Origin of the sequence: Herbidospora sakaeratensis, assembly GCF_001570525.1 — a bacterium.
Classification (GTDB): Bacteria; Actinomycetota; Actinomycetes; order Streptosporangiales; family Streptosporangiaceae; genus Herbidospora; species Herbidospora sakaeratensis.
Genome location: NZ_BBXC01000026.1, coordinates 105,979 through 123,472 on the forward strand (window position 1 = coordinate 105,979; position 17,494 = coordinate 123,472).

Annotated in this window: 13 protein-coding genes, 2 tRNA genes and 1 riboswitch; of the genes, 3 read left to right on the forward strand and 12 right to left on the reverse strand. The window is 69.1% G+C overall.

The window, feature by feature from the left end; genetic code table 11:
• Positions 1–85 precede the first annotated feature (85 nt).
• From AW271_RS35770 to AW271_RS35805, 8 genes are all read right to left on the reverse strand, one after another.
• On the reverse strand, positions 86–1,417 hold the full coding sequence (locus tag AW271_RS35770; RefSeq protein WP_062342374.1) for a UDP-glucose dehydrogenase family protein: 1,332 nt from the start codon (positions 1,415–1,417) through the stop codon (positions 86–88).
• 21 nt (positions 1,418–1,438) lie between these two features.
• A complete protein-coding gene (locus AW271_RS35775; protein WP_063818220.1) occupies positions 1,439–2,644 on the reverse strand; it encodes a right-handed parallel beta-helix repeat-containing protein in 1,206 nt (401 codons plus the stop codon).
• Between the two features lie 2 nt (positions 2,645–2,646).
• Positions 2,647–4,512, reverse strand: a complete 1,866-nt coding sequence (locus AW271_RS35780) for a right-handed parallel beta-helix repeat-containing protein (protein ID WP_157554984.1) — start codon at positions 4,510–4,512, stop codon at positions 2,647–2,649.
• Complete coding sequence (locus AW271_RS35785; RefSeq protein ID WP_157554986.1) at positions 4,509–6,653, reverse strand: right-handed parallel beta-helix repeat-containing protein; 2,145 nt, start codon at positions 6,651–6,653, stop codon at positions 4,509–4,511. The genes AW271_RS35780 and AW271_RS35785 overlap by 4 nt, the downstream gene beginning before the upstream one ends.
• A gap of 5 nt (positions 6,654–6,658) precedes the next feature.
• Positions 6,659–7,924, reverse strand: a complete 1,266-nt coding sequence (locus AW271_RS35790; RefSeq protein WP_083977728.1) for a glycosyltransferase family 2 protein — start codon at positions 7,922–7,924, stop codon at positions 6,659–6,661.
• An 895-nt stretch (positions 7,925–8,819) separates the two neighbouring features.
• The gene (locus AW271_RS35795) at positions 8,820–9,743 is read right to left on the reverse strand and encodes a coiled-coil domain-containing protein (RefSeq protein ID WP_062342381.1); all 924 of its coding nucleotides are present in this window, start codon (positions 9,741–9,743) and stop codon (positions 8,820–8,822) included.
• 52 nt (positions 9,744–9,795) lie between these two features.
• Positions 9,796–9,933: riboswitch (cyclic di-AMP (ydaO/yuaA leader) on the reverse strand.
• A gap of 74 nt (positions 9,934–10,007) precedes the next feature.
• Positions 10,008–11,024: a galactose-1-phosphate uridylyltransferase gene (locus AW271_RS35800; protein WP_062342383.1), complete on the reverse strand. Its 1,017-nt coding sequence runs from the start codon at positions 11,022–11,024 to the stop codon at positions 10,008–10,010.
• Positions 11,021–11,797 carry a DeoR/GlpR family DNA-binding transcription regulator gene (locus AW271_RS35805; RefSeq protein WP_062342385.1) on the reverse strand — a complete coding sequence of 259 codons (777 nt, stop codon included), beginning with the start codon at positions 11,795–11,797 and terminating at the stop codon, positions 11,021–11,023. Before AW271_RS35805 ends, AW271_RS35800 begins: the two co-directional genes overlap by 4 nt.
• A gap of 97 nt (positions 11,798–11,894) precedes the next feature.
• Here AW271_RS35805 and AW271_RS43305 point away from each other — a divergent pair, with 97 nt between their 5' ends.
• A complete protein-coding gene (locus tag AW271_RS43305; protein ID WP_407929421.1) occupies positions 11,895–11,972 on the forward strand; it encodes a 50S ribosomal protein bL37 in 78 nt (25 codons plus the stop codon).
• On the opposite strand, the gene AW271_RS35810 is transcribed toward AW271_RS43305, so the two are convergent.
• Together AW271_RS35810 and AW271_RS35815 are read right to left on the reverse strand one after the other, a co-directional pair.
• Positions 11,973–12,545 (reverse strand): TIGR03086 family metal-binding protein, encoded by a 573-nt coding sequence (locus tag AW271_RS35810; RefSeq protein WP_062342387.1) that lies wholly within the window; start codon positions 12,543–12,545, stop codon positions 11,973–11,975.
• Between the two features lie 59 nt (positions 12,546–12,604).
• A complete protein-coding gene (locus AW271_RS35815) occupies positions 12,605–13,819 on the reverse strand; it encodes an ion channel protein (RefSeq protein WP_062342389.1) in 1,215 nt (404 codons plus the stop codon).
• A 153-nt stretch (positions 13,820–13,972) separates the two neighbouring features.
• On the opposite strand from AW271_RS35815, the gene AW271_RS35820 reads away from it, so the two are divergent.
• A complete protein-coding gene (locus AW271_RS35820) occupies positions 13,973–14,389 on the forward strand; it encodes a DUF7144 family membrane protein (protein WP_062342391.1) in 417 nt (138 codons plus the stop codon).
• Positions 14,390–14,401: 12 nt separating this feature from the next.
• On the opposite strand, the gene AW271_RS35825 is transcribed toward AW271_RS35820, so the two are convergent.
• Complete coding sequence (locus AW271_RS35825) at positions 14,402–16,138, reverse strand: ATP-binding SpoIIE family protein phosphatase (protein ID WP_062342393.1); 1,737 nt, start codon at positions 16,136–16,138, stop codon at positions 14,402–14,404.
• A gap of 227 nt (positions 16,139–16,365) precedes the next feature.
• Positions 16,366–16,439 (reverse strand) — tRNA-Pro (locus AW271_RS35830).
• A 90-nt stretch (positions 16,440–16,529) separates the two neighbouring features.
• Between AW271_RS35830 and AW271_RS35835 the strand changes: the two genes are divergently transcribed.
• A tRNA-Gly gene (locus AW271_RS35835) sits at positions 16,530–16,603 on the forward strand.
• Positions 16,604–17,494 lie beyond the last annotated feature (891 nt).

Here is a 17,494-nt window from a genome sequence, read left to right on the forward strand (position 1 = left end):
TAACTAACGAGTTGGAGGTGCCGGAAATGCCCCATACAACACCAAAAGGGACGCGCTTCCGCGCGTCCCTTCCGGTTGTGACGGGTTACGGCATGCCGAGCGCCCGGTACTCCCAGCCCTCGGCGCGCCAGAACTCGGCGTCCAGGGCGTGGCGGCCGTCGACGATGCGGCGGTGCTTCACCACGGAGGCCAGGGCCGACGGCTCGATCTCGCGGAACTCGGTCCACTCGGTGAGCAGCACCACGACGTCGGCGTCGGCCGCCACGTCCATGGCGCTGGTGCCGTAGCGCAGCTCGGGGTAGGCGCGGCGGGCGTTGTCGAGGGCGGCCGGGTCGTAGACGCGGACGTTGGCGCCCAGGCCGTGCATGGTGCGGGCCACGTCGAGCGCGGGGGCGTCGCGGATGTCGTCGGAGTTCGGCTTGAAGGCGGCGCCGAGGCAGGCCACCTTCTTGCCGTTCAGCTGACCGCCGACCATCTCGCGGACCAGGTCGATCGTGCGCGAGCGGCGGCGGCGGTTGATCGCGTCCACCTCGCGCAGGAACGACACGGCCTGGCCGACGCCGATCTCCTCGGCCCGGGAGGCGAAGGCGCGGATGTCCTTGGGCAGGCAGCCGCCGCCGAAGCCGAGGCCCGGCTGGAGGAACCGGCCGCCGATGCGGTCGTCGAAGGCCAGCGCCTTGGCCAGGTGCCGCACGTCGGCCCCGGTGGCCTCGCAGATCTCCGCCATCGCGTTGATGTACGAGATCTTCGTGGCCAGGAACGAGTTCGCGGCCACCTTCACGAGCTCGGCGGTGGCCAGGTCGGTCACCACGACCGGGGTCTCGTTGTCGATGATCGGCCGGAACGACGCCTCGAGCTGCTCGCGGGCCCAGTCGGAGGCCACGCCGAACACCAGCCGGTCGGGACGCAGGGTGTCCTCGACGGCGAAGCCCTCACGCAGGAACTCGGGGTTCCAGGCGAGCTCGACCTCGTCGCCGGCCGGGGCCAGCTCCTTGATCAGGTCGGTCAGGCGGGCGGCGGTGCCGACGGGGACGGTCGACTTGCCGACCACCAGGACCTTGCGGTCCAGCAGGGGGGCCAGCGCGGCCACGGAGGCGTCGACGTAGGTCAGGTCGGCGGCGTCCTGGCCGGGTTTCTGCGGGGTGCCCACACAGATGAAGTGCACGTCGCCGTGGGCGGCGGCCTCCTCGACCGAGGTGGTGAACCGGAGCCGGCCGGTCGCCATCGTCTTGTCGAGGAGTTCGGGCAGACCTGGCTCGAAGAACGGCACCTCGCCGGATTGCAGCCGCTCGATCTTGCGGGGGTCGGTGTCGAGTCCGACCACCTCATAGCCGAGGGAGGCCATGCAGATCGCGTGAGTGGCTCCGAGATACCCGGTCCCGATGACGGTGATCCGGGGGAGTGCGGTGTCAGTCATTGTCAGTTCTCTCGCAGAAACTCAGGAGCATTCGCTCTTCTTGGTGAGCGGGCCGCCGGTCACCTCGTTGTCGCAGGAGATCGTGTTGCCGCCTGCGGTGTCGTTGATGCCGTAGCCCCCTGAACCGCCCAGATCGATGACGTTGGCCCGGAAGGTGTTCCCGGTCCCCCAGCCATTGATGATCTTGTGGGTCTGGAAGCCGTCCGCGGGGGAGCCGCGGCCGGTGTTGCGTTCGATCAGGTAGCCGTTCCCCTTGACGTCCACCCAGCTGTCGTTGTGACCATCGCCGGTGATCATCGAGCCATCGAAGATGTTTCCGATGATCTTGCCGTCGGAGGTGCCCTCCTTGATGTCGATGGCCTCAGCGGTGGCGCGGATGACGTTCCCGCGCGCGATGTTGCGGTCGCTCTTGTCCATCTGGCCGCCGGAGAAGGTGGCCCAGTTGCTCTCGGCGGTGCCGAAGTAGACCCCTTCGCCGTACTTGTCCTTACGGAGCCCGGTGCCCCAGATGAGGTTGTACTGGGCGATGTTGTCGGAGCTGAAGTTCCTGAAGTGGATCGCCTCGTCGCCGATGTGGTTGACGTCGAGGTCCTGGACGACGTTGAAGTTCGACTTGTCGGCCATGACGCCCTTCTGGGCGTGCCGGACGGTGAAGCCGCTGAGCCGCCAGTAGTCGGCCTCGTTCAGGTGGAAGGCGTAGCCCTCCTTGAGGCCGCCGCCGTCGATGATCGCGTCACGGGAGCCGCACACGAAGATCGGCTGCTCCTTCGTGCCCGACGTCGCGGCCACGAAGTGCCCCTGGTACTCGCCCGGCTCCATGAAGATCACGGTGCCCGGCGTGGCCGAGGCGAGGGCCTCGGTGAGCTCCTCGGCGGTGGTCACGGTCACGGTCGGGTCGGGGCAGGCGATCTTGCCCTCGCCCTCGGGGATCGCGATGTCCGGGGGCTGCTGGACGGCGGTGAAGGGCTCGAAGTCCTCCTTCTTGTCGTCCTCCGGCACCGGCTCCTCCTCCTGGAAGTCGTCACCGGCGTCGTCGGCCCCCAGCGTCGGCAGGGGGCGCGGACCGGTGTCGGGCTGGATGTTCTCCACCACCATGCCGGGTTGTTGCTCCTGACCGCCGCCGCCGCCGAAGATCCCGTACAGGACGACCACGATCAGGATCGTGAAGGCCGCACCGGCCCCCGCGGCGATCATGGTCTTCTTGTCGATGTCGATCTCGATGCGCATGGTCAGGTCCTTTCGGCGGACGCCCCGGTGAGCGACCACACGGGTCGCTCCTCCATGACGGCCTGCCTCTCGTACGGGTCGACGATGCGACGTCCGACGCGGGGCCCGTTGTTCCCGAGCGCCCGGATGGCGGAGATCACGATGAGCAGGATGACGCCGAACCAGATCAGGTTCATCGGCTTGGCGATGCGCTTGACCGTGGTCCAGAAGTCCGCCGTGTCCTGCCAGCCGTCGACGTTGTTGGTGGTCACCGCGGCCATCCCGGTGGCGCGGTCGGTGTCGAGCGCGCTGCGCCCGGCCCCGCCCAGCGTGTTGCCGACGACCTCGGTGCCCGTGGCCACCCCAAGGACGGAGACGCCGTGCAGCGTCGCCTGGTTGACGGTGTTGCCCGTCACCTCGGCCTCGGCGTTGCGCAGGTAGATCGCGGTCGGCACGTTGTTCACGATGTTCCCGACGATCTTGGCGCCGGTGACGCCGTCGCGCACCGCGATGCCCTGGCTCCACTGACCGCTGATCCGGTTGCCGGAGACCCGGACCCCGGTCGCGTCCTTGTTCACCACGATGCCCGTCTGCCCGCCGGTCACCTCGGTAGTCTGGACGGCCAGGTCGACGCCGCCCTGGATCTCGACGCCGTAGCGCTTGTTCTCCTTCGACCACGAGCTGGTCACCGAGCTGCCGCCGAAGCTCTGCAGCGACTCGCCCGAGGCCGACGGGCCGCGGGCCAGCGGCAGGCCGCTGAGGGTGAAGCCGTTGCCGCCGTTGCCGACCGCGCCCGAACCGGTGATCGTCACGTTCTGGGTGCCGCGCGAGAGCACGAACCCGTCGCCGCGCGAGTCGGTCACCGTGGTGTTCTCGATGGTGGCGTTGCGGGCGAACCGGTGCAGCAGCACCCCGTCGACCAGGCTGCCGGTCACCGTCACGTTGGCCATCCGGGTCTGGTTGGAGGCCGTGATGAAGATGCCGTAGGCGTTGCCCTTGATCGCGGTCTCGGTGATCTCCCCGGTGACGAGGTTGGCCTCCGGCAGCTTGTACGCCACCTTCTTCAGGCCCTTGCCGTCGTGGATGACCACCTGGTCGTCGTCGCCCATGCGCGGCACCAGGGCGCCGCCCGGGAGCAGCACCTTCTCGTCGGTGAGCGGCGCCGGCGTGGTGAGGTTGGCGTCGAGGGTGGTGCGGTCGCTGCCGGTCAGCGCCAGGCCGCCGGTCGAGCCGCTCCAGAAGCCGAGGTACTCGACCTGCGCGTGGCTCATCCGCAGCTCGCCGCCGATCACCCGCACGTAGGCCCGGCCGTCGTTGACCCGGCTGTCGGCCGTGTTGATGTTCGGGTCCCAGCTCGTGAGGCGCACCGGGTTCTGCGGGGAGCCGTTGATGCGGATGCTCGCGCCGAAGCCGACGATCGTGGCGAACGACCCCGGCTCGCTGCGCATCCGGATCACCAGCGGGCCGGTCGCGTTCTGCAGCACCAGCTTGGCGTTCGGGCCGACGAACAGGTTGATGCCGAGGATGTACGACCCGTCGTTCTGCTTCTGGAAGTACTCCCCGCCCAGTTTCTCCAGGTCGGCGACCCGGTAGGGCTCGCGGCGCGAGGGCAGCACCAGCGTCTGGCCGTTGGCCGAGCTGGAGATGTGCGGCTGGCGGGCCCGCTGCGCGTTGGGGCCGCCGCGGGCGATCGCCGACATCAGCGTCGCCCGCGTCTGCATGATGCGCAGGTCCTCCTGGTCGACCAGGTTCGACTGCTGCTTGGCGTCGGCGGCGGTCACGTCGTCGACCGCGGGCGTCGGGGCCGGCTGGTCGGCGTACGACAGGTACGCCCAGGTGCCGGCGCCCAGCAGGAGCAGCACGAAGAACGTGATCCAGGCCTTCTTCATCGCCCGCCTCCCACGGTGACCGTCGGAACCGCCGGCTGCGTCGGCCTGCTGCGCCCGTTGAACCCGCTGCCCGGGGTGGCGGTCGCCGCGTTCGGCAGCGCCCACGACGGCCGGTCCTCCATGGCCTTCTGGAGCTCGTACGGGTCGACGATGCCCCGGCGGCGCCGGTCCATGATGCCGCGCGACCGGAAGGCGGAGACCAGGATGAGCAGGATGACGCCGGCCCAGATGACGTTCATGGGCTTGACGTAGCGCTTGGCCTTGCTCCAGAAGGTCGAGGTGTCGACCCAGGCGTCCTCGTCGTTGTTGTGGTCGCTCACGTCGCCGCTCGACCGGGCGGTGCTGACCGCGCTGGTGCCCGAGCCGACGATCGTGTTGCGGGCCACCTCCGAGCCGGCCGCCGCGCCGACGACCGTGACGCCGTGGGCGTTCACGTCCTTCACCGTGGTGATCTTGTTGCCGACCACCTGGCCGTTGGAGTCGCGCATGTAGACGCCGGTCGGGCCGCCGGTGATCGTGTTGCCCGAGACGTAGGCGTTGCGCACGCCGTCGCGCAGCGCGATGCCCTGGCGCTTCTGGCCGGTCAGCTTGTTGCCCGACAACTGCACGGCCTCGGCCCCGGCGCGGACCACGATGCCCATGTCGCCGCCGATGACCTCGCTGGTCTGCACGGCCTGCCGGATCCCGCCCATGACCTCGATGCCGTAACGGCCGTTGCCCCGGGCCACGCTGTTGTTGACCGAGCTGTCGCCGTAGACGGCCAGCGACTCGCCCGAGGCCGACGGGCCGTGGGCCAGCGCCCGGCCGTCGAGGGTGAAGCCGTTGCGCCCGTTGTTCTCCGCCAGGCAGTCGTTGACCTGGACCTTCTCGGTGGCGCGGGAGAGCACGAAGCCGTCGCCGCCGCTGCCGGTCACCTCGGTGTGCGAGATCGTGGCGTTCTTGGCGAACCGGTGCATGAACACGCCGTGCACGATGCTGTCGCGGATCTTGTTGTTGATGATCTGCGTCTGGTTCGAGCCCGAGACGAACAACCCGTAGGCGTCGCGGGTGATCACACTGTTCTCGATCTTGCCGGTGACCAGCTCGTCGGCCGGCACGTGGGAGGCGGTGCCGGGCCCGATCGGGTACGTCTCGACGTCGCCGTAGGTGCCGCCGCCCTGGTCCTTGGTGTTGTTCTCCAGGCGGTCGGCCTTGTCCTGGTGGCGCTGCGCCTTGGTGCGGTGCCGGTAGGTGGACGACGGGCGCTCGGTGCCGGTCAGCGCGATGCCGCCGGTCCGGCCGCTCCAGAAGCCCAGGTCGGAGACCTGGCCGTACACCATGTTGAACTGGCCGCCGACGGCCCGGATGTAGGCCCGGCCGTCGGTGGTGTCCAGGTCGGGCTTGCTGGCCTTGACGTCCCAGCTGGTGATCCGGACCGGCTTGGTCGCGGTGCCCTTGATGTCGATGTTGCCGCCGAAGGTGATGATCGAGCTGAACGAGCCCGGGATGCTGCCCATCCGCAGCGTCATCGGGCCGCGCAGCTGGAGCGTCGCGCCGTCGGCCACGAAGATGTGGATGCCGAGCAGGTAGGACCCGTCGGTCATCAGCCGGACGTACTTGCCGTTCTCGACCGAGATCAGGTCCTTCAGCGTGTACGGCCGCTCGTCGTTGCGGGCCGGCAGCACCATCGTGCGGCCGAACGACGAGGAGAAGATCTGCGGCTGCTTGCGCTGGGCCGCGAAGAAGCCGCCCTGCTGGAGCAGCGCCGTGAGCGCCGCCCGGGTCTGCAGGATGCGCTGGTCCTCCATGTCGACGAGCGCCGACTGCGACTCGGCGTTCTCGGGGGAGATCTTGATCAGCGGCTCGGGCTCGGAGCTCGGGATGCTCGGCGCGTCACTCGGGACGGCCGCCGGGGCGGGCTCCTGGGCCGGCTCCGCGGCGGGTCCCGCGCTCGGCTCAGAACTGGGCTCCGAACCGGGCTTCGAACTGGGCTTCGAACTGGGCTTCGAGCTCGGGATGGTGTTGGTCATCCCGGTGTCGGCGGACGGCCCCGCGCTCGCCGGGGGAGTCGGCGAGGGCGAGGGCGCGGCGGCGACGGGGGGTGTGCCGATCGTGAGCGCGCCGAGCAGCAGGGCGCCGGCCGTCACGACGGTCCTGTTCATGGCCATCAGGCCAGTCCCTGCAGCGTGGCGGCCGTCTGGCCCTCCGAACCCGCCTGGTCGGCCTTGCGGGTCAGCCAGCCCTGCTTGTTCATGGTGATGAACGCGTAGAGCTTGATCGGCAGGGCGATTCCGATGATGACCAGGGTGGTCAGCGGCAGCAGCAGGATCTCCTGCGGGTGGCGCTTGAGGTGCGACCAGCCGCGGATGCCGCGGCCGATGAGCAGCCAGCCCACGCAGGTGCCGATGCCCCAGGGGGTCAGCTCCAGGCGGCTGAAGAACAGGTAGCCGAGCGTGACGCCCATGGTGACCGGGGTGAGCAGGATCTGCAGCACGGTGACCTTGGTGACCAGCGGCGTCTTCCACAACCAGCCCTTCCACAGGGCGGTCAGGTAGCAGCGGTAGGAGTTGCGGCTCCAGCGGATGCGCTGCTTGAAGAAGGCCCGGAACGAGCTCGGGAACATCGAGATCGCCCGCGCCGACGACTGGTGCACCGTCTTGTAGCCGGAGGCCAGCACCAGCCAGGTCAGCCGCCCGTCGTCGCCGGCGATGCAGCGGCGGCCGAGGAAGAACTCGTTCTCCAGGTGGTGGACGACCGGCAGGATCGCCGACCGGCGGTAGGCGGCGGTGCGGCCGGACAGGCAGGCCACGCCACCACGGCTGCCCATGGCGGGCACGTAGTCGTAGTACCGCAGGTTGACCAGCCAGTCGGCGATGCGCCGCCAGACGCTGGTGGTGCGCTGGAACACGTTCTGCTGGGTGCCGACGCCGCCGACCTGCGGGTCCTCGAACGGCATCTGCACGGCGTCGAGCAGGCCGGGCTCCCACCAGGTGTCGGAGTCGGCGAACACCACGATGTCGCCGCGGGCGGCCCGGATGCCGACCCCCAGCGCCGAGCGCTTGCCCGAGTGTTCGTAGACGAGCACGCGCAGCCGGGGGTCGTTGACCTCCCGCAGCTTCGCGTGACATTCGGTGTCCGCGACGTCGACGACGATGATCACTTCACCCGGGTTCTGGGCGAGCCAGCTCCCCAGGCACCGGACCAGGATCTCGGCGTCCTCGCGGAACGACGGCACCACGACCGAGACGGACGCGCGGTAACCGTTGACGACGGGCTTGGCCAGCCGGGACAGCACGACCCGGTAGATCCACAGACCCCAGACGAGCAGACCCGCCAACCCGAGGGGGACGATGTCCCGCCAGCTCCCGTTGGCGCTCGACCTCACCAGCCATTCATAGGCGGTGTCGAGCCAATTCGCAGAATCAGACCCCACGACCTTGTTCTCCTGAGCTTTTCCGCACGCGAAAGAATGTGCCGTTCGTGCCGGGAATCTCAGAGAATGAGATGACCGGCGATGCACACAATTAGTTCGGCTTTAACGTCAACTTCCGTACCGAAGTCGATATGAGACCGGGCCCCCTATTCGGGGGTGAGCCCGGCTGCCGCGCCGAGACGGCGGGCCCGGTGGCCGCGGGCCGGGGAAAAATCAGCGGATCTCACGCTGGTCCTCTCGCGTGGCATGGGAGGGAGAGTGTCGGGATCCGCGCCCGGCCGGCTGCGAAGAGTCACAGCTGGCACAGGTGCCACAGCAGTCCCGAGGTGTACCGTTCCATAAGCTAATTTCGGGATAAGTCGGGTGTCAACGGGCCTGTCGTTGAAACTTTTATCTGTGGGGACGGCGGGGCCGGAGGTGAACACGGTGCGACGTGTGACTTTCCTGGTGGGGGGCGGTTGGGGCTCCAGGCAGGGGGCTCGTGCACGCATCCGGCGGACGGTTCTTTGCAGCAGAATTCACGTGCGTGTAACCAGCGCTCGGATAAATGCCGAAACATGATCGTTATCGAATCCGGGTAAACCTTCGGGCGCTTCTGTAGGTGATCACTTACTTCGGGTTCCGAAGGATGATCACGCGGGCGTGCGCACCGCGGGGGCTGGGCGCGCACACCCGCGTGATCGTGGGTGGGGCAGTTGGTCTTTGAGAGCTTACGGGGGGTTCGATGGGCTTTGTGGGGGTTTTGGGTCAGGCTAGCCGTACTACCTGAGAACTCGCTGGGTGGGGCGGCTGTCACGCGGGGGTCTGACGCGGTTCCAGCCGCCCGGCGGGGGCGTGCTCAGGGTGGGTGCGGCCGGCTCGCGGGGTCTGGGCGGGCCGGTCGCGTGGGCGGGGCTCAGAACATCGAGATGTGCACGTGGTCGTAGTGGTTGGCGGTGTTGCCGCCGCGGTTGCTCATGAAGCGCCAGCCGGTGCCGCTGTTGATGCGCTGGCGCCAGATGACGTACTTCACGCCGAGCTTGGTGCGGTTCTTCAGGGCCCAATCGGCCAGCTGGTCGCCGAGGACCTTGGCCGAGCCGGTGGCCATCGCGCCGCCGGTGGTCATCATGAAGTCGCAGGCGCGGCCGAGCGGGTGCTCGCCCATCGTGTCGACGCGGAAGCAGCCGATGGAGTTGTGCAGCTTGAAGGCCGCCTTGGCCTGCTCGCGCATCAGGCGGGTGCGGGCGGTGATGTTGTCGGCGCCGGTCGGCAGCTGCGGGGCCCAGCCGCCGTTGGCCAGCTTGCCGGGGCCGATCGGGATCAGGTCGTCGAGCCGGTCCTTGATGTCGTCGATGAGGTCCTCCGCCTCGACGCGGCGCCTCTCGATGTCCTTGGACTTCTTGTCGATCTCGGCGATCAGGCCCTTGGCCTCGGTCGCCGCCTGCGCCCGCGCCTGCTCCTTCTGCTTGTAGTTGCGCACGATCGCGGCCTGCTCGTTGCCGAGCTGCATCGCGAGCGGCGACATGCCCATGCCGGGCGGCAGCACGATCCCGCCGTTGCCGGGGATCGACTGGTAGCTGAGGCCGGCCAGCCGGGCCATCTCGCGCTGGGCCGCGGCGAACTCGGCGTGCGCCTTGTCGAGCTTCGCCTGCGCGGCCTTGGAGGCGTTCTTGGCCTCGGCCAGGTCGTCGCGCGCCGCGTGGTACTGGGCGATCAGCGAGTTGACCTTCTTCTCCAGGCCGGAGAGCTGCTTGCGCAGTTGGTCGGCGTCGGGCTTGGGGGCCGCGACGGCGGGGCCGGGCACCAGCGCGGCGCAGAAAGCGGCCACCAGGGCCGCCACCGGAAGGAGGATCCACCGGTGGGTGCGACGGTGCGTCGTGGCGGGCAGCGCCCACTCCTCTCCTTGCGCCGGCCGGGTTAGCTGACGGGTTCGGGCGGAGCAGCCCGGGCGCCGGAACGCGCCTTTACCCCAGGTTCTGGTGGGTCCCCGGCTCCCGGGCGACACGCCCGGGATTAGGCATTCCGCCGAGCTCTCGGCGGGTTGGTGTGGATAGTAGTGGTAAAGACGAGGCACGTGCTACTTGAAGTTGCGACCATACGGAGATCAATCCGTGATCTGGCGCCCCATCTTTCCTGATGCAGCCCTGAGCATAGAGGCGGCCTCCTCGGGCCGCACGTCGTTGACGAACGCTCCCATACCGGATTCGCTACCTGCCAGGTATTTCAGCTTCTCCGGCGCCCTCCTGATGCTGAAGAGCTCCATGTGCACGTACGCCACCTCCCTTCCCCATCGGACCGGCGCCTGGTGCCACGCGGCCACATACGGCATACGGACCCCGAACAACCCGTCGAGGGCCCGCAGCACCCCGGTGTAGAGCGGCCCGAACGCCGCCCGCTCCTCGGGAGTGAGCGAGGGCAGGTCGGGCGCCTGCCGGTGGGGATAGAGGTGCACCTCGAACGGATACCGGGCGGCCTTCGGCACGAAGGCCGTCCAGTGGTCGTTCGCGGCGACCACCCGCTCCCCGGCGCGCTCCTCCGCCACCACGGCCGCGAGCGAGCCGGGCCGGGCGACGGTGAGCATCCGCTGGGTGCGGGGTGTCACATAGGGATACGCATAGATCTGCCCGTGCGGATGGGGCAGAGTGATGCCGATTTCGGCGCCCCGGTTCTCGAAGCAGAAGACCTGCTCCACCCCGTCGAGCCGGGACAGCTCCCGGGTGCGGTCGACCCAGGCGTCCATGACCAGAGCGGCCCGCTCGTCGCTCAGGTCGGCGAACGAGGCGTCGTGGTCGTCGGTGAAGCAGACCACCTCGCAGCGCCCGATGGGCCCGCTGAACGAGGGGAACCGGTTCTCGAACACGGCCACGTCGTAGGCCGAGGGGATCTCCGACCACGGGCGGCCGGGGCACAGCGGGCACTCCTCGGGCGGGGGAAGGTGGGTGCGGGTCTGCCGGTGGCCGGCGACGGCCACCCACTCGTCGAGCACCGGGTCGTGCCGCAGTTCCGAGGGCGCCGGCCGGGGCGGCAGGTCGCGCAGGTCCTTGGCGGAGTGGTCGCGCTCGTGGAGGTCGAAGTAGACGAGCTCCCGGCCGTCGGCCAGGTGGGTCATGTGGCGGTTCATGCGGGGTCGGCGACGATCAGCTCGCCGACGTGGCCGGCCAGTTCGTCGCGTGCCTCCTTGTCAAGGCCGGAGTCGGTGACCAGGACGTTGGCCCGGTCGAGCGGGGCGATGGTGGAGATGCCGACGGTGCCCCACTTGGTGTGGTCGGCGAGCACCACGAGCTGCTGGGCGGCGGCCACCAGTTCGCGGTCGGTCTCGGCCTCCAGCAGGTTGGGCGTGGTGAACCCGGCCCGCGCGTTCATGCCGTGCACCCCCAGGACGAGCGTGTCGACGTTGAGCGATCTGATCGCCTGGACCGCGATCGGGCCGACGAGGGCGTCGGACGGGGTCCGTACACCCCCCACCAGCACGACCGTCTGGCCGGGCCGCCCCGACCGGTGGAACACCTCGGCCACCGGGACCGAGTTGGTGATGACGGTCAGGTCGGGCACGTCGACGAGATGGTGGGCGAAGGTCCAGGTCGTGGTGCCGGCCGACAGGGCGACCGCGCTGCCCGGCCGCACCAGGTGGGCGGCGGCGCGGGCGACGGCCTCCTTCTCCGGCTGCTGCCGCACCGACTTGGCCGCGAACCCGGGCTCCTCGGTCGACCCCGGCCCGGCGACGGTGGCGCCGCCGTGCACCTTCTCGATCAGGCCCCGATCGGCCAGCGCCTCAAGGTCGCGGCGGATCGTCATGTCGGAGACGCCCAGATCGCGGACGAGCTCGGCGACCCGCACCCCGCCGGTGCGCCGGACCCGTTCGAGGATCGCCTGCTGCCGTTGCTGCGCCAGCACGAGCCCCTCCTCTCAACACGTTCCAACAAATCATCGCATAGAAAATGTTGGAACATGGGAGGTGGACAGGTGTCCGCAGGAAGCGCACAGTGGGCGGATGGGTAAACGACAGCGCAAGTCCAAGGCCCGCCGCAAGAAGAAGGCCAACCACGGCAAGCGCCCCACGGGGCGTTAGTCAGTACGCCCGGCGTCCCCAGGCGGCCAGCAGCCGCGTCTGCGCGTCGGCGTTCTCCGGCACCGGCACGTGCCCGCCGATGATGCCCGAACTCCGGTAGCCCTCCTCGCAGTCGGCGAACCAGGCGGCGCAGAGCGAGACGAGTTCCGGGTCGAGCCGGTCGGCCACGCCGATGGCGTTCGACAGGTCCCACGTGTGGATCAGCGCGTCGGCGAACAACTCGGTGACGTACTCGCGCCCCGGCACGTCGCCGAACGACAGGTGCACGGTGCGGTCGAGCACCCCCTCCGCCGAGGCGGCGGTCACGGCGGCGTGCGCGGCGAAGTCGAACGCCTTGACGGCGTCGTCGCCGATGAGGTCGCCGTCGAAGACGTCGCCCACTTCGGCCGGGCTGCGGCCGGAGAGCAGTTCGGGCGCCCAGAGCGACTCGTAGACGAGGTGGTTCACCAGGGCGTGCACGTCCCAGTCGACGCAGGGCGTCGGGAGGTCCCACTGGCCGGGCTTGATGAGGTGGACGCGAATACCGAAGGCGTCCAGGGCCCGGCGGTAGGCGTCCTCGATTCCGATCGTCACAATTCGACGGTAACCCGAACACGAGCCCACGTCATGGGGGTCCGGACCAAAGTGACAATTTAGGGCATTCCTGGCATGTGCCCTGGGACGACCATCTCCTTCTTGCCCGTCACCAGCAACCACGCGGGCAGAATCGTCACGCAGACCACGGGCAGCAGCGCCATCTCCCCGACGATGGCGATCGACGCGAACAGGCTCAGCCATCCGTGCTGGGTGATCGCCAGCACGAAGCCCAGCACCCCCGTGGTCACCGCCAGCGCCAGCGACACCTCCGGGACCAGCGCGTTGGCCGCCACGCCCAGCGCGATCCCCATGAAGACGGCCGGGAAGATGCGCCCGCCCCGGAACCCGCACGCCGCCGCCACCGTCAGCGCGACCAGCTTCACCAGGAGCACCAGGATCACCGTCGCGGTGGCGTGGTGGCCCCGGATGAGTTCCCCGGCCTGCGCCAGCCCCTTGAACATCGACACCTCGCCGCCGACGACGCCGAGGCCGCCGAGGATCAGCCCGCCCGCCGTGACCATGAGCACCGGGTGGGGCATGCGGTGGAAGGCGGCGTGGACGTACGGGAAGGCGTAGACCGCGAGCAGTCCCAGACCCGTGCCGACGACCGCGATGACCGACCCCGAGACCAGGTCGGCGAGCCGGAAGCCCGGGTAGCCGGGCACCTTCATATGCAGGGTCTGCCCCGCGAGGGAGATGGTGGTCAGCGCTCCGGCCGAGGCCGCCAGCAGCGGCGCGAAGAGCCGGTCCCACAACGGCGTCCCGGGCCGGCCCAGCGGCAGCTCCGACAGGATCAGCGCGGCGGCGATGGGGCTGCCGAACAGCGCCCCGATGGTCGCCGACGCGCCGAGGCCCATCCAGACGTCCTTCTCTACGGTCGGGAGGAGCCGGCGTCCGGCCGCGAAGGCGAGCGCCACGTTGGCGGCGGTGATCGGGTTCTCCGGTCCCAGGCTCACCCCGCACGAGAGGGTGACGACCGCCGCCAGCAGCACCCCGGGCACCACCCAGGCCGGCATCGGCGGCGCCACGAGGTCCTCGGTGGCCGGGTCGGGCCCGGCGTGCCCGGGAAAGCGCCAGATCAGCAGCCCCGTGACGGTTCCGGCGAGGGTGAGGACGAGCAGAATGCGCCACCACTCGAATGAGGGCCAGATCAGGCGCTCCAACCATTCGGCAAGCGCGGTGACGCCGTACAGGAGGAGACCCGAGCCGACACCCACCACCAAAGCGGGCAAAACCAATGCCAGCAGCCTGATCCACGTCGCCTTCGGCATTCGCGTGTCCCCCCGGCCTCAATGCACCGGGAATACCCGTGGGGTTCTCAAAAGAAAGCCTCGCATCGCCAATAGTGCGCCATGTGAGGCATTTGTGGCGGTTTATGTGGTTATGGTGGCAATTGCTAGTCGACGAGGAAGGAGCTGGTCGCGTTGACCACCGCATCCACGACACCCACTTCGGGCGGACGACTGCCGCACCCCTCCAACTGGCTGCGCTTCGCCGGGATCCTCGGCATCGTGGTAGGGCTGCTCAACATCGTCGGCGGGTTCGCCGCGATCTTGAAGAGCCACTACCTCGTGGTCGGGTCATCCGGCGTGCTGATCTTCAACCTCACGTCATGGGGCATCATCTGGCTGGTGGCCGGGGTCCTCATGGTCATCGCGGGCGTGGGCATTCTCCAAGGCGCGATGTGGGCCCGCATGTTGGGCATCGTCCTGGCGGCACTGGTCATCCTGGGCCAGTTCGCCTACGCCGGGGCGTTCCCGATCTGGTCCCTCATCGTCGTCGCACTGGCCGTGGTCGTGATCTACGGCCTGGTGGTGCCGCCGCGCGGCAGCATCGCGTAGGGGGAGCGGAGTCTAGGGGAGCCGCTGCTCCACCCAGACGATCTTCCCGAGAGGGGTCGGGCGCGTGCCCCACCGGTAGGTGAGCCGCTTGATGAGCTGCAGCCCGCGCCCGGTGTCGTCCTCCGAAGTCGGAGTGCGCAACGCCGGGACGGTGGGCGAGCCGTCGGCGACCTCGCAGACCAGGGTTCTGCCCCGGCCCCTCAGCAACCTCAGCTCGATCGGCGGCCAGCCGTGCTTGAGCGCGTTGGTCACCAGCTCGCTGACGACCAGCTCGGTGGTGTCACGGACGGCGCCGAGCCCCCATTCGGCCAGCGTCGCCCGGACGAACCGCCGGGCGTGGCTGACGAAACGGGGATCGGCCGGCAGCGAGCAGGAGGCGATCTCGTCGGGCGCGAGTTCATGGACCCGGGCAAGCAGCAGCGCGATGTCGTCGCGCTCGTGCCCGGGTCGCTGACTGTTGATCGTCACGTCGCACATCTCCTCCAGATCCTGGTCGGGCGCCGACAGCAGCCGGCGCAGCGCCATGATCCCCAGGTCGATGTCTCTGGCCCGGCTCTCCACCAGGCCGTCGGTGTAGAAGGCGAGAATGCCCCCGGACGGCAGCACCATCTCCACCGTCTCCAGCGGGTCGTTCCCGATCCCCAGCGGCAGCCCCGAGGGCAGTTCGATGATCTCGGTACGTCCGTCGGGATGGATCAGAACCGGCGGGACGTGCCCCGCCCGGGCCAGCGCGCAGGTCCGGGTCACCGGGTCGTAGGTCGCGTAGACCGCCGTGGCGATCTGGGTCGGGTCGAGGTCCTGGCTCATCCGGTTGAGCCGGAACAGCACCTCGTCCGGCGGCAGGTCGAGCGACGCCAGCGTGCGCGCGGCGGTCCGGAGCTGCCCCATCGTGGCCGCGGCCCGCGTGCCGTGCCCCATGACGTCGCCCACCACGAGCGCCGCCCGGCACCCGGGCAGCGGGATGACGTCGAACCAGTCGCCGCCGACCCCCATGAGGTCGCTGGCCGGCAGGTAACGCGAGGCGATCTCCATGCCCAGCGGCTGGTGCAGGTCGGCCGGCAGCAGGCTGCTCTGCAGCGTGAGGGCGGTGCGCCGCTCCCGGGCGTACAGACGCGCGTTGTCTATGCAGACGGCGGTGCGCGCGGCCAGCTCCTCGGCGACCGCGACGTCCTCCTCCTCGAACGGCGACCCGCCCGGGTTGCGGCTGAAGATCGCGCACCCGAGCACCCGCCCCCGCGCCTTCAGCGGCACGGCGATGAACGACCCGCCCACCAGCAGCTTGGCCACCACGTCACGGTCGAGGCTGGCCCCGATCATCTCGGCGGTGTGCTCGTCGAGCTCGGGATACATGATCGGATGCCCGGTCGACATGCACTGCGCCTGCGGCAACTGCGCCGAATAGACGGTGACCTCGTTGATCGGAAACGCCTCGACCCACTCGGTCGGATCGGCCTCGGCCACCCCGATGGCCACCCGCCGCACCAGCGCCGTGCCGTCGACGGGCCGCGACGGAAACTCCCCGTCGATGACCAGCCGATCCTGCACCATGATCGCCGAGGTGTCGGCGAACCTGGGCACGGCGACGTCCATCAGCTCACGGCTGGTCTCGCCCAGATCGAGGGTCGTCCCGATGCGACGGCTGGCCTCGTTGAGATAAGCCAGCCGCTCCTGGGCGGAGGCCGCCGAAGCCTGCCGCCACTCGAGCCGGTCACCCGGCGCCGGCGTCTTGATCACGCTGTTCCGGTTCATCTCTTCCGCATCGTAGGGAGGACAACCACGGCATTTCATGCCTTTTCCCAGACTGTACGGCCCTTTGCGCGGTGGATTGCAGGGTCAAGCCCGCACCGATCGTCAAGAAGCCGAGTCATCGGCGCGGAAAGGTAGTGTTCGTCGGCGTTTACGACGCGATGCCCGATCTCGGGCGAGGGGATTGCGGACGGGAATTATTACCTTTCGCCCGCAACCGACAACGTGTGTCGGGGTGACAGGATTTGAACCTGCGGCCCCCTGCTCCCAAAGCAGGTGCGCTACCAAGCTGCGCCACACCCCGTTGGCCGCCTGGCGCCGACGCCCCGAGATCTCCGGTACGCTTACGCATTGACGGCCGGAAGAAGTCTAGACCAGATGCCGACCGGCGCGCGCGGACGTAGCTCAATGGTAGAGCCCCAGTCTTCCAAACTGGCTACGCGGGTTCGATTCCCGTCGTCCGCTCCAACATCGAAAGGCCAGGTCACCCACGGTGTGGGGCCTGGCCTTTGATGTTTCTGAAATTAGTCGTCGATCTTGCGTGCCCGATGGGGTTCCGGTGTGCCCGCTCATGGCCTCCTCGAAGGCGGAGCCCAGGGCCTTGGCGATCACCTCGTCCCGGTCCCGGGTGGCGTGGAGGTAGATGAGCGCGGCCCGGGTCGAGGCGTGACCCATGCGGGCCATGAGCTCCTTCGGGCTGGCGCCAGGGTGTTGCCGCCGTGCCGGAGATCGTGGAAATGGAGATCCGGCTCACCCGATGGCCGCTCTCGCCTTGTTCCACGTTCTCCGAAAAGCTGAGCGGCGTAGACGGGCGCCTTCGGGGCCGACGACGACCCGCACCACCCCCGCCTCCAGGTCGAGGAGTCGCGACGGAGACCGGCCGGTTCGCCCCAGCGGAGCGTGGTGAAGGCGCCGAGCAGCGAGCTCCCGGCATCGCTCGGGGGTCGCTCTGAGGAGCTGCACCACCTTCCCCGGTGAGATCGGGGGTGTCCGGGGTGCCCGCTCCCTTGATGCGGCAGGGGTTGCGCCGGATCAGTTCGTCGTCCAGAGCGGTGTTCATGATCGACTTGAGGAGCTGGTACGCCTACCGTGGACTGACCGGCCACGCCGAGGCGTTCCTTCCGCCAGCCCGGATGTCGGCTTCCTTGATCTCGGAGAGGGCATGCCCGCCGGACGTGGGAGCAAGGTGGTTCTTGAGCAGGCTCCGATAGAGGCCCTCCGAGCGCGGCTTGAGAACACGATCATCGATCCAGGTCCGCGCGTGGTCTCCGAAACGCACGCTCTCGGCGGCCGGCTCGACCCAGTCGCCCCCGCTGGATCTCGGCCGCCTTCAGCTGAGTTCGAATCTCCTAGCCTAGG